Consider the following 12,020-nt stretch of genomic DNA (forward strand, 5'->3'; position numbering starts at 1 on the left):
TCTGCGTCCCTTCACGACTTGCAGATCGGGTCGGAGGCGTCGGGGACGCGCTCCCACTGATAGGTCTCCACCTCGGCGCCGCGCGGGCGGTACGCGATGTCGAAGGTCTTGCCCTCGCGGGTGACCTTCATCTCCAGCTTGCGGTCGATGTCGCCCTGCACAGCATCCAGCGCCACGCCGTAGGTGACCACGTCGCCGTTGCGCAGGCCCGCCTTCTCGGCCTCGGACCCGGGCTTCAGCCCCTTGATCACCTTCGGGTTCGAGACGATCGAGGCGTTGTCGAAGCCCAGGTCGAACTGGCGCATCGTGGTGGTCGTGCGGCGGAAGCAGGGTCCGAAGTCGTCGGATTCCGGCAGCATCAGTCCGCCGGCCATCATCGACCTGTGAACGGCCACGCCGTCCTCGCCCAGCTCCTTGCGGACGAGGTCGACCCACACCTGCTCGCTCAGCGTCTCCCGCGACCGGGCCTTCTGCATCATCACCTGGATCAGGTCGTCGATCGACCTCTCGCCGCCCGATGCGCGGCGGACCTTGCCGTTCAACACCGCGAAATACATCGCGCCCCGGTCATAAGGCAGCACGCGGATGCGGGTGTCCTCCCAGAAGCGCGGCACGACCTGGTCTTCCGGTGTGTCGCGCAGGGCGTTGGTGAAGTAGCGGTAGGCGGTCTCGTTGATGTCCTGAAGGTACTGGTCGGTGGTGAACAGGCCCGCCTTCCAGGGGATCATGGCCTGGTAGAAGACGGCGTTGCCCTCCGAGTACCACTTCCCGACCGCCTCGCTGGCCGTCCAGGTGTGGGTCATCTCGTGGCCCAGGATGGCCTTGAAGCTCTCGCCCGTGACGTCCTTGCCGTAGGTGACCAGGAAGGAATGCGTGAGCGCGGCGCCGCCGCCTGCGTTCATCGGGTTGAAGCGCATGAAGACCCGGTAGGGCGGCTCGGTGGCGTCCTTGAAGTAGCTGCTCATGAAGCTGTGGAGCTTCGCGGTCCACCGCATCGGGGGCCGCGGGTCGAACGGCGGCTGTCCGCGGACCCATACAGCCGAGAACGCCCCGTGCGTCTCGCGCTCCAGCGGGCCGGCCATGTACACGCCGCGCCCCAGCTGGGCGAGCGGCCCGGCGGGCAGCGTCACGTCGCCGTCGCCCCAGCTCGACACCCCCTCGACGCCCGGCCCCATCGCCGAGACGTCCCACGTCAGGGCGATGCGATAGTCGCCTTTCAGTTCCGGCGTGATCATCAGCGCGCCGCCCACGCCCGAGACGCCGTCGCCGTCCACGCGCAGCGCGGTGGGCGGGCCGCCGGACAGCGCCGGGATGTTCTCGGCCAGCAGCGTGTACTTCAGCACCGCCTGGCCCCGGATCGCCCGGCCGGGAATCCAGCGGCGCGGGCCGTTCGCCACCGGCGCCTCGGTGAGCGGAACCGGCCCGGCGTCGTCGCTGACGCCCAGGCCCAGCAGTTCGGCCGGGCGGGACAGGCCCGGCGTGAAAAGTCCCGCCGCGACGAAAGGCCGGCCGGCCGGCGCGTCCACGCCGGGAAGGGTCATGGTCACCTCCACGGGCGCCTTGGCGTCCACCACCTTGCCGGGCCGGATCACCACGGTCGCGAGCGGGGCCTCCGCGCCCGCCGCCGTCGGGGCCACGCCGCCACAGGCCAGGACCACCGCGATCGCGCCCGCGCGCCAAGCTGCCCGCATCGCCCCCTCCATGCTCGTCACCGTCGCCTGTTAGTACGCTCCAGATGACGAAATCCCGGCGCCCGCGGGCGGGTTTGGCCGCCGCATGCGTATTACGGGCAGGGATCTCGAGGCGCAGGGATCCCCGGGGGAGGCGCGGACATGCGGATCGATTGTCGCGGCGTGTTGCTGGGCGCCGTCGTGGCGGGGCTGGCGCTCGCAACCCGTCCCGTCCCGGCGACGGCCGCCGAAACGCCCCCCGTGCTGACCCGGCACAGGATCGAGATCGCCGGCCGCGCCCTGGCCTACACCGCCGAGGCGGGCCGCCTGCCCATCCGCGACGTCGCCACGGGCGAGCCGCTGGCCCACGTCTTCTATGTCGCCTACCGCGCGCCGGCCCCTCGCGGCGCCGTGCGGCCCATCACCTTCGTCTGGAACGGCGGGCCGGGCCTGCCGGCCGCCTCGCTGCACTTCGAGGGCGCAGGTCCGCGCCGGATCGAGGGCGACCGGATGGTCGACAACGCCGACACCTGGCTGACCGACACCGACCTGGTGTTCATGGACCCCGTGGCCACGGGCTTCTCCCGCGCCGTCAGCCCCGAGGCGCAGAAGGCGTTCACCAGCTGGATCGGCGACGCGATGGCCGCCACCGAGTTCGTCCGCGCCTGGGTGCTGCGCCACCGCGCCGAGGACGCACCGCTGATCATCGCCGGCCAGAGCTACGGCGCCGTGCGGGCCGGCGCGGTGACCTATCAGCTCCTGAAGCGGGGCTTCGACGTGCGCGGCCTGGCGCTGATCTCGAACACCACCGGCCTGCCCGACTATCCCGACCGGCCCCTGGTGGCGCTGGCCATGCACACCGGCGACTACGCGGTCGCCGCGCTCCACTTCGGTCGGCTGCCGCCCGAGTTCGGGACCACGCCCCACGACGCCCGCGCGATCGCGGAGCGGTGGGCGCGCGACGTCTACCTGCCCGCCCTGCGCCGTATCGACCAGCTCTCGGAAGCCGAACGGACGGCGCTGGCCGCCGACCTCGCCCGCCGCATCGGTCTGGACGCCGCGGACATCGAACCGAAGACCTTGCGGGTCACCCAGGGCCTCTTCCTGGGGCGCATCGGCGGCGGCCGGCGGCTCTACTACTCCGACTACCGCAAGGACGAGCCCTACGTCGCCCCGCCGTTGAGGCTGGGCGTCCGCTACCTGCGCCACGACCTGGGCTACGCCACCGATCTGGCCTATTTCGGCGTCGAACCGATCGAGGACGGCTTCGCGCCCGACGGCGTCTATCCCCGGCCCGTCAACACCGCCTGGACCCACTCGACCGTCTACGGCGCCACCGAGGACCAGATCGCCCAGGCCCGCGCCGAGTTCGCCCGGACCGGCGCCATCGGACTCGGAAAGTTCGGCCCCAACCTGTCCGGGGCCGCCGAGGCCATGGCGCTCAGCCCTTCCCTCCAGGTGCTGGTTCCCCACGGCGCCTACGATCCGCTGGGCGGCTGCTCGATCGACGCCGAGCTGGGCCGCCGCCTGCCGCCACCCGACCGCGAGCGCGTGACCTTCCGCTGCTACCTGGCGGGCCACGCCATCTACCGCGACGCGCCCGCGCGCGCCGACTTCGCCGAAGACATGCGCGCGCTGGCCCGGAAGGTCCAGGCGCAACCCGCCGGAGCCCGCCGATGACCCTCGACCGCCGTTCCCTCCTGACCCTGGCCGCCGCCGCAGCGGCGAGTCCCGCCGCCGCCTCGCCGTCCGATCCCCTGAAAGGCGTGATCGTCGTCAACGCGCTGGGCGGCCTCTACGACCCCAATTTCCCCGAGCCGCCGCGGCCCGTGCTCACGCCCCGCATCCTGGCGGACGCCCGGGCCTCGGGGACCACGGCGGTGAACATCACCGTGGGCTATGTCGCCGGCGGCGCCGAACCTTTCCAGGCCTCGGTGGCCGAGGTGGCCCAGTGGACCCGGCTGATCCGGGAGCATCCCGGCGACCTTGCCCTCGTCCTCGGCGCGGGCGACATCGCGCGCGCGCAGACGGAGGGGAAGGTCGGCGTCATCCTGGGCTTCCAGAACGCCGCCCAGATGGGCGACGACGCCGCCCGCGTCGACATCTTCGCCGACATGGGCGTGCGCGTGGTCCAGCTCACCTACAACCTGCGCAACCAGCTCGGCGACGGGGCCATCGTCCCCGAGGGCCGGGGTCTCACCGACTTCGGTCGCCAGGTGGTCGAACGCCTGAACGCCAACCGCGTCATGGTCGACCTTTCCCACTCGGGCCGCCAGATCTGCCTCGACGCGATCCAGGCGTCCCGCCAGCCGATCTCGATCAACCACACCGGATGCCGCGCGCTGGTCGACCTGCCGCGCAACAAGACCGACGAGGAGCTGCGCCTGACAGCCGAGACGGGCGGCTTCGTCGGCATCTACTTCATGCCGTTCCTGAACCTGTCGGGCCACGCCTCGGCCGCCGACGTGGTGCGACACATCGAGCATGCGATCCAGGTCTGCGGCGAGGATCACGTGGGCATCGGCACCGACGGGGGGACCACCCCCATCGACGACATGGAGACCTACAAGGAAGCGCTGCGGAAGGAGCACGAGGACCGCAAGGCCAAGGGCGTGGCCGCCCCCGGCGAGCGGGCCGACACCCACCCCTTCGTCCTCGACCTGCGCGGGCCCGACCAGTTCCGCAAGCTCCACCGCCTGCTCTCCGAACGCGGCCACAAACCGGCGCGGATCGAGAAGATCCTGGGACTGAACTTCGTCCGCTACGCCCGCACCATCTGGGGCGGCTGAACCGCCGCCCGAACGAACGCTTGGTGCCCCAGGCCGGACTCGAACCAGCACGCCCTCACGGACAGCAGATTTTGAGTCTGCCGCGTCTACCGTTTCGCCACTGGGGCGGCGAGGGCGGGAACATAGGGGTCCGGAGGTCCGCGTCAATGCGGCCCTTGCGTCGGGGCGAACCACGCAATAGTTGCTAATCGTTCGCATTACCGGCGAGCGCTGGAATTCCTGGGATACGATGCACGAGACGGTCGGCGCCCCCGTTGCGCCCGCGGAAGAAGGGGCGTCCGCAGAGGGACTCGTCCGCCTGAGCCAGGCCCGGCCCGGAGACCGCGGTGTGATCGCCGACGTGCGGGCCGACCATGCCACGGCCCACGCCGTGGACGTCCACGAGCTGGAGCGCCGCCTGCTGGAGTTCGGCTTCGTGGAAGGCGCCGCGTTCGAGGTGCTGCACCAGGGGCTGTTCGGCGCCGACCCCATCGCAGTGAAGCTGGACGACATGCGCGTCGCGCTCCGCCGGCGCGACGCCGCCGACGTCTGGGTGCGGCTGGAGGCGGCCCGATGAGCGAGGCGGCGCTTCCGCCGACCCGCATCGCGCTGGTCGGCAACCCCAACACCGGCAAGACCGCCCTGTTCAACGCCCTCACCGGGGGGCGGCAGAAGGTGGCCAACTACGCCGGCGTCACCGTGGAGCGGAAGGAGGGCTTCCTGACCACGCCCGGCGGCCGGCGACTCTCGGTGCTCGACCTGCCCGGCACCTATTCCCTGCGGGCCCGCAGCCCCGACGAGGTGGTGACCCGCGACGTCGTGCTGGGCCGCCTCGACGGCGAGACGGCGCCCGACGTGGTGGTGGCGGTGGCCGACGCCACCAACCTGCGCCTGGTCCTGCGGCTGATCCTGGAACTGAAGGCCGTTGGCCGGCCGATGGTGCTGGCGCTCAACATGTACGACATCGCCCAGCGCCAGGGCCTGCGGATCGACCTCGAAGGCCTGGGCCGCGAGCTGGGCTGCCCCATCGTGACCACCGTGGCCACCCGCAAGCGCGGGATCACCGAGCTGGCCGAACAGGTCGACGCCCTGGTCGAGTCCGGCGCGCTGGCGACCGACAACGCGTGGCACGAGCCGTCGGCCGCCGAGATCCGCAGCGCCCACCGCGAGGCGCAGCGCCTGCTGAAGGCCTACGTCCGTCCGCCCGAGCGGCCCGACACCCTGACCGGCCGGATCGACGCGGTGCTGCTGCACCCGGTGGCGGGTCTGGTCATCCTGCTGGCCCTGCTCTTCCTGATGTTCCAGGCGGTGTTCACCTGGGCGGGGCCCCCGGCCGACGCCATCGAGGGCGGCGTCGCCTGGCTGGGCGGCCTGGCGGGGGAATGGCTGCCGGACGGCCTGATCCGCAGCCTGGTCGTGGACGGCCTGTTCGCCGGCGTGGGCTCGGTGCTGGTCTTCCTGCCCCAGATCCTGGTGCTGTTCCTGTTCATCATCCTGCTGGAGGACCTGGGCTACATGGCCCGCGCCGCCTTCCTGATGGACCGGATCATGGGCGGCGCCGGCCTGCACGGGCGCGCCTTCATCCCCTTGCTCTCGTCGTTCGCCTGCGCGATCCCCGGCGTCATGTCGGCGCGGGTGATCGACCAGAAGCGCGACCGGATGACGACGATCCTGGTGGCCCCGCTGATGACCTGCTCGGCGCGAATTCCGGTCTACACCCTGATCATCGGCGCCTTCATCCCCGACCGGACGGTGGGGCCGGGCCTGAACCTCCAGGGCCTGGTGATGTTCGGGCTGTACGCCGCCGGCATCGTCAGCGCGCTGGCGGTCTCGTTCGTCATCCGCAAGGTGTTCTGGCGCGGCGCGGTCGAGCCGTTCCTGATGGAGCTGCCCACCTACAAGCTGCCCTCGCTGGAGAGCGTGCTCCGCAACCTCTGGCTCCGGGCCGAGATCTTCATCTCCCGCGCGGGCCGCATCATCCTGCCGCTCATGGTGCTGGTGTGGGTCCTGTCCACCTTCCCCGGCCCGCCCCCCGGCGCCACGGACCCGGCCATCGACTACAGCTTCGCCGGCATCATCGGCCAGGCGTTGCAGCCGCTGTTCGCCCCCATCGGCTTCAACTGGCAGATGGTGGTGGCCCTCATCCCCGGCTTCGCGGCGCGCGAGGTGGCGGTGGCCGCGCTGGGCACCGTCTACGCCGTGGGCGACGCCGAGGCCAATGTGGGCGCGCTGGGCGCGCGGCTAGCCGAGCACTGGAGCCTGGCCACGGGCCTGTCGTTCCTGGCCTGGTACGTCTTCGCGCCCCAGTGCGCGGCGACCCTGGGCGTGGTGAAGCGCGAGACCAACTCCTGGGGCTGGACCGCGGTGATGTTCGTCTACATGGTCGCCCTGGCCTACCTCGCCTCGTTCGTCGTCTACCACACGGCCGTGGCGCTGGGCGCCGGCTGATAGGCCGCCGCACCGCCCGCCAGACCGCCACGGGCCGCCCGCGCGTTAACCTCGTCTTTTCCGTGCGATTTAACGCGCCGATAAAGGAACAGGGTGAATGCTGTCGGCGTCATGCAGAAACCGCAGGAACCCGCCAACGACGCCCCCACCGGGAAGAAGCCGCCCATCCGGGTGAAGCAGACCCTGTGCAAGCGCGTCCGTGAGGCCCTCCTATCGCTCGGTGGCGAAGCGCACCGGTCGATGGTGATCGAACAGGTGGCCCGCACCCTGGGCCACGACGTCCGGCAGATCCCGGAAGAACTCCAGCTCGAGGTCATCGTCTCGTTCGAGCAGACCTGGCGCGACGAACGCAAGCGGGCCGCCTACGGCTTCCACCTGCCGTTCGGCGAAGGCTCGCACCGCTGGAGCGTGCGCGAGGACGCGCTGGCGGCGTAGGGCGAGGCGTCGGAAGGCGTCGAGCGGCTCGAGCCAACGGCGGTTCCGGGCAAGCTGTGGACTTCGGGGTGAAATGCGTATCCTCCTGCTGTTGTGCATGGGCTTACTGGCCGCTGCAACGCCAGCTAGCGCGTGTCGGGTCGGAGGGGACGACCTGATCTTCGTCGAGCGGCCGACGCCACCGACTAGCGACCAGTATTCCACGATCGCCGAGGGAATATTGTCTGGTGAGAGACCCGGGCCGGATCTAGCGCTGACAACCGATGGCCCCCGAGGCTTCCTCGTTGGCGCTCTGGAAGTGCGCAGCGTTTTCCGCGGACCAGAGCTCCCGAAACGACTTCCCGCGTACCTCGAAGTCGCTACATCGTGCTCCAACTTTTTCCGCGGCCCCAAAGAACTATTCACGGCGTCAGGGTATGTGGTGGGCCGCCTCGCTGTTGATCAACAGGGCCCGTACCTGATTCTTCGCGAGCGGAACGATTCACGGGGAATCTGGAACTAGGGCGGAGTTTCGGCGCGAGGCGTCCGCAATCCACTCCTCCCGGAAATTCAGAACGTCCGCTTCATGCGAACTCGTAGCCCCCGTCACCAGGACCAACAGCAGAGGGGGAGAGGCCGCGAGGTCGTCATCGAGCTTGAGGGTCGGCGCATCCCGGCCTCCGGTCAGGCGCGGCCCATAGCGTCAAACGACCCGGCGCCCTGAATTCCCTTCTTTTTCTCGTCATGGCCGGCCATGACGAGCGGAAGGGAAAGGGCCGCTTTCCCTTCACCCCAGGCTGCGCGGCGGCTCCGCCTCGCCGGAGAGCTGGCCGGCGGCCGTTTGCAGCCGCATCAGCAGGCGCTTGAGCAGTTTCACGTCCTCGGGCGAGAGGCCCGAGATCAGGGCGGCCTCGTAGGCGAGGGCCAGGGGCGCGATCTCGGCGTGGAGGGCGCGGCCCTCCGGGGTGAGGGCCAGGACGTGGCTGCGGCCGTCCGCGGCGTTCTGCGAGCGCGCGATCAGGCGGCGCTTCACCAGCCCCTGGGCCGAACGGCTCACCGTCACCTTGTCCATGACCGTGCGCGCGACGATCTGCACCTGGGTCAAGCCGCCGTCCTCGGCCAGCACGCACAGCAGCCGCCATTGGGGCACGGTCAGGCCGAAGCGGTCCTCGTAGGCCCGCGCGATCAGGCCCGAGACCGCATTCGACGCCACCGAGAGCCGGTAGGGCAGGTAGCCGTCCAGCCGCAGGCCCGTGTCGGCTTCCGTCCCATCACCCTCGTCCCGAGGGCCCTGCCCTCCGGAGCCTCGGCGCTGGAGGGTCACGCGGCGGTCACCCGCTGCTCGATGGCGCCGAAGACCGTATGGCGGCGGCCGTCGACCATCTGGATGCGCACCACGTCGCCGTCGCGCAGGAACGGCGTCACGGGCTTGCCGGTCAGGATGGTCTCGATGGTCCGCACCTCGGCCAGGCACGAATAGCCGACGCCGCCCTCGGCGATGGGCTTGCCCGGCCCGCCGTCCGGGCCGCGGTTCGAGACCGTGCCCGAGCCCACGATGGAGCCGGCGCCGAGCGTCCGCGTCCGGGCCGCGTGGGCCACCAGGGTCCCGAAGTCGAAGGTCATGTCCACGCCGGCGTCCGCCTCGCCCAGGGGCTGGCCGTTCAGCTCGACCTCCAGCTTGCCGTGCAGCCGGCCGTCCTTCCAGTTCGGAAGCGCGTCGGGCGTCACCGCCACGGGCGAGAAGGCGCTGGCCGGCTTGGACTGGAAGAAGCCGAAGCCCTTGGCCAACTCGTTGGGGATCAGGTTACGCAAGCTGACGTCGTTGCACAGCATCACCAAGCGGATCGCCGCCAGGGCTTCGTCGCGGCTCGCGCCCATCGGCACGTCGCCCGTGACCACCGCCACCTCGCCCTCCAGGTCGCAGCCCCACGCCTCGTCCTTCAGCGGGATCGGATCGCGCGGGCCCAGGAAGCCGTCCGAACCGCCCTGGTACATCAGGGGGTCGGTCCAGAAGCTGTCGGGCATCTCGGCGGCGCGCGCCTGGCGCACCAGGGCCACGTGGTTCACATAGGCCGAGCCGTCGGCCCACTGGTAGGCGCGCGGCAGGGGACTGGCCGCCTCGTGCTCGTGGAAGCGGGCCTTGGGGACCGAGCCATGCTCCAGGCTCTCGGCCAGGCCGCGCAGCTCGGGCTCGCAGCGGTCCCAGTCGTCCAGCGCCGCCTGCAGCGTGAGCGCGATCCGATCCGCCGGCGAATACCAGGCCAGGTCGTTCGACACGACCACGAGGCGACCGTCCCGCCCCCCCTTCAGCGACGCCAGCTTCATCCGTTGCTCCCGTTCCTCGAAACCGATCCTACCCGCCGCACGCCCCGTTCATAGGCCTGTGGCTCATAGACGGCGACCTCCACGCGGATATCGCCGCCGGCCGCGGCCTCCCAGAGGTAGGCGCGTTCGAAGCAGACGTCCCGGCCCTCGGGCGTGAAACCCTCGAAGGTGTCGCCCCAGGGCGTGACCTTCGCCAGTTCGCGCCAGCCCAGCGTCAGCGCGCGCGCCAGCTCGTCCTCGGCGGCCGCGGCGAGGTCGTCGTCCAGGCGGCTCACGCGCCCTTCCAGCTGTCGACGTAGGCGGGGTTCTCGACCGTCGCGGCCGCCTCGCCCACGTCCAGCGGGTCGCGGGTGTCGATCATCACGGCGTATTCGTCGGTGGCCGGCTTGGGCTGGGCGAACATGTTCTTCAGCGCCTTGGGGTGCGGCCCGTGGGTGAAGCCCGAGGGATGGAAGGTCATCATCCCGGCCTCGATGTGGTCGCGGCTGAAGAAGTCGCCGGCGTGGTAGAACAGCACCTCGTCGTAGTCGTCGTTGTTGTGGAAGAACGGCACCTTCAGCGCGCCCGGGTCGGTCTCGAAGGGCCTGGGCGCGAAGGTGCAGACCACGAAGCGGTCGCTGACGAAGGTCGAATGCACGCTGGGCGGCAGGTGGTAGCGGTGGCTCACCACCGGGCGGATGTCGGCCACGTTCAGCCGCACGGGCGCCAGGTCGCCGTGCCAGCCCACGGCGTCCAGGGGATTGTAGGGATAGGTCACCGTCGAGACCTGGCCGCGCTTCTTCACCTCGACGCGCACCTCGCCGGGCTGGTCCTGGTGGGCGCGGAAGGCCGCGTCCATCACCGGGGTGTCGAGGATCGCGGGGTCGAACAGCGCATGGCCGCCCATCAGCCCGCGGTCGGGCAGCTTGTAGTGGGTGTTGGTGGCCTGGATCATCAGGATCGCGGTCGGCGCGGCGGGCGCGAGCCGCCACATGGTCCCGCGCGGCAGGTAGAGGTAGTCGCCCGCGCGGTAGCCCAGCCGGCCGTAGTCGCAGAAGAGGTCGCCCTCGCCCTGGTGGACGAAGAGGAGCTGGTCGCCGTCGGCGTTGCGGGCCAGCGCCGGCATCGCCTCGGCCAGCTTCCAGAAGCGCACCTCGCAGGCGGCGTTCAGCAGCACCACGCCCGCCGCCCACGGCGACGGCTCGGCGGCGTTCAGCCGGGCCAGGTCGAAGGCGCGGGGCCTGAGCGGCCCCTCGAAGCTGGTCCAACCCGTCGGCGGCCGGCGGTGGTGGAGGAAGGCGGCCGGGCCGAAGAAGCCCTCCTTCGACACCTCGCGCTCATAGGTGCCCTCGGGCAGGTCGGCGTGCGCCTGCCGCGAGTGCCGCCCCTGCGCGCCGCGCACGGGAATCCAGTCGCCCTTGGCCATCCCTAGTCCTCATCCTTGTAGATTCCGACGGTCAGCGGAACACCGTCCGCGATGCGGGCCCGGTACATGCCCGAGGTGTTGAAGCTCCACGCCATGCGGCCGTCCGCACCGACGGCGACGACCCCGCCCGCGCCGCCCAGGGCGGTCAGTTCGTCCTGCACCACGCGGTCGGCCGCCGCCTGCAACGACAGGCCCGCATACTCCACCAGTGCGCAGATGCGGTGCGCCACCCCCAGGCGTATGAAATACTCCCCCGCCCCCGTGCACGACACCGCCGCGGCCGTGTCGGCGGCATAGGTCCCGGCGCCGATCAGCGGGCTGTCGCCCACCCGCCCCCAGCGCTTGGCGTTGGTCCCGCCCGTGGACGTTCCGGCCGCCACGTGACCCGCCGCGTCCCGCGCCACGACGCCGACGGTGCCGTACTTGCCTTCCTCGTGCACCAGGGCGCCCAGCCCGGCGTCCCGCGCGCCGGCCGGACGGGGCGGCGCCGGCAGGCCCAGGCGCTCCAGCGCGCGCTCCAGCGAGCGCCAGCGGCGTTCGGTGAAGAACCAGGCGGGGTCCGCCGGCTCCAGCCCCCGACTGCGCGCGAAGGCGTCGGCGCCCGCTCCGCTCAGCAGCACATGGGGCGAACCTTCGATGACCGCCCGCGCCGCGGCGATGGGATGGCGCGTGGTGGTCAGGCCCGCCACCGCGCCCGCGGCCAGGGTGGCGCCGTCCATGATCGCGGCGTCCAGTTCGTTCCGGCCCTCGGCGGTGAAGGCCGCGCCGCGCCCGGCGTTGAAGAGAGGATCGTCCTCAAGGATGCGGATCGTCGCCTCGACGGCGTCCATCGACGGGCCTCCGGACGACAGCACCGCGCCGCCCGCCCGGGCGGCGGTCGCCATCGCCTCGCGATAGGCCGCCTCCTGGCCGGCGGTCAGGTCGCCCCGCGCGATGGCGCCCGCGCCGCCGTGGGCCACCAGCGCCCAGCGGGAACCGTCGCAGGCCACG

The 12,020-nt window shown here is 71.3% G+C and carries 11 protein-coding genes and 1 tRNA gene; 5 read left to right on the forward strand and 7 right to left on the reverse strand.

The window, feature by feature from the left end; translation table 11 throughout:
- Positions 1-11: 11 nt before the first annotated feature.
- A complete protein-coding gene (locus WG212_RS13540; protein ID WP_337187633.1) occupies positions 12-1,691 on the reverse strand; it encodes a hypothetical protein in 1,680 nt (559 codons plus the stop codon).
- A 141-nt stretch (positions 1,692-1,832) separates the two neighbouring features.
- Here WG212_RS13540 and WG212_RS13545 point away from each other — a divergent pair, with 141 nt between their 5' ends.
- Both WG212_RS13545 and WG212_RS13550 read left to right on the forward strand, forming a co-directional pair.
- On the forward strand, positions 1,833-3,350 hold the full coding sequence (locus WG212_RS13545) for a hypothetical protein (RefSeq protein ID WP_337187634.1): 1,518 nt from the start codon (positions 1,833-1,835) through the stop codon (positions 3,348-3,350).
- Positions 3,347-4,459, forward strand: a complete 1,113-nt coding sequence (locus tag WG212_RS13550) for a membrane dipeptidase (RefSeq protein ID WP_337187635.1) — start codon at positions 3,347-3,349, stop codon at positions 4,457-4,459. Before WG212_RS13545 ends, WG212_RS13550 begins: the two co-directional genes overlap by 4 nt.
- A gap of 21 nt (positions 4,460-4,480) precedes the next feature.
- On the opposite strand, the gene WG212_RS13555 is transcribed toward WG212_RS13550, so the two are convergent.
- Positions 4,481-4,566: transfer RNA gene (locus WG212_RS13555), tRNA-Leu, on the reverse strand.
- A 122-nt stretch (positions 4,567-4,688) separates the two neighbouring features.
- On the opposite strand from WG212_RS13555, the gene WG212_RS13560 reads away from it, so the two are divergent.
- The 3 genes from WG212_RS13560 (at position 4,689) to WG212_RS13570 (ending at position 7,321) form a co-directional block, all read left to right on the forward strand.
- The gene (locus tag WG212_RS13560) at positions 4,689-5,015 is read left to right on the forward strand and encodes a FeoA family protein (protein ID WP_337187636.1); all 327 of its coding nucleotides are present in this window, start codon (positions 4,689-4,691) and stop codon (positions 5,013-5,015) included.
- On the forward strand, positions 5,012-6,886 hold the full coding sequence (feoB, locus tag WG212_RS13565; protein WP_337187637.1) for a ferrous iron transport protein B: 1,875 nt from the start codon (positions 5,012-5,014) through the stop codon (positions 6,884-6,886). Before WG212_RS13560 ends, feoB begins: the two co-directional genes overlap by 4 nt.
- Before the next feature lie 111 nt (positions 6,887-6,997).
- The gene (locus WG212_RS13570; RefSeq protein WP_337187638.1) at positions 6,998-7,321 is read left to right on the forward strand and encodes a hypothetical protein; all 324 of its coding nucleotides are present in this window, start codon (positions 6,998-7,000) and stop codon (positions 7,319-7,321) included.
- 766 nt (positions 7,322-8,087) lie between these two features.
- Here the strand turns inward: WG212_RS13570 and WG212_RS13575 are convergent.
- The 5 genes from WG212_RS13575 to WG212_RS13595 form a co-directional block, all read right to left on the reverse strand.
- The gene (locus tag WG212_RS13575) at positions 8,088-8,549 is read right to left on the reverse strand and encodes a MarR family winged helix-turn-helix transcriptional regulator (RefSeq protein ID WP_337187704.1); all 462 of its coding nucleotides are present in this window, start codon (positions 8,547-8,549) and stop codon (positions 8,088-8,090) included.
- Between the two features lie 71 nt (positions 8,550-8,620).
- Positions 8,621-9,625, reverse strand: a complete 1,005-nt coding sequence (locus tag WG212_RS13580; protein ID WP_337187639.1) for a fumarylacetoacetate hydrolase family protein — start codon at positions 9,623-9,625, stop codon at positions 8,621-8,623.
- On the reverse strand, positions 9,622-9,900 hold the full coding sequence (locus WG212_RS13585) for a hypothetical protein (protein WP_337187640.1): 279 nt from the start codon (positions 9,898-9,900) through the stop codon (positions 9,622-9,624). The genes WG212_RS13580 and WG212_RS13585 overlap by 4 nt, the downstream gene beginning before the upstream one ends.
- Positions 9,897-11,030: a homogentisate 1,2-dioxygenase gene (locus WG212_RS13590; RefSeq protein ID WP_337187641.1), complete on the reverse strand. Its 1,134-nt coding sequence runs from the start codon at positions 11,028-11,030 to the stop codon at positions 9,897-9,899. The genes WG212_RS13585 and WG212_RS13590 overlap by 4 nt, the downstream gene beginning before the upstream one ends.
- 2 nt (positions 11,031-11,032) lie before the next feature.
- A complete protein-coding gene (locus WG212_RS13595; RefSeq protein ID WP_337187642.1) occupies positions 11,033-12,019 on the reverse strand; it encodes an isoaspartyl peptidase/L-asparaginase in 987 nt (328 codons plus the stop codon).
- Position 12,020: the final 1 nt, after the last annotated feature.

Source organism: Phenylobacterium sp. (assembly GCF_037189685.1).
Lineage (GTDB): Bacteria > Pseudomonadota > Alphaproteobacteria > Caulobacterales > Caulobacteraceae > Phenylobacterium.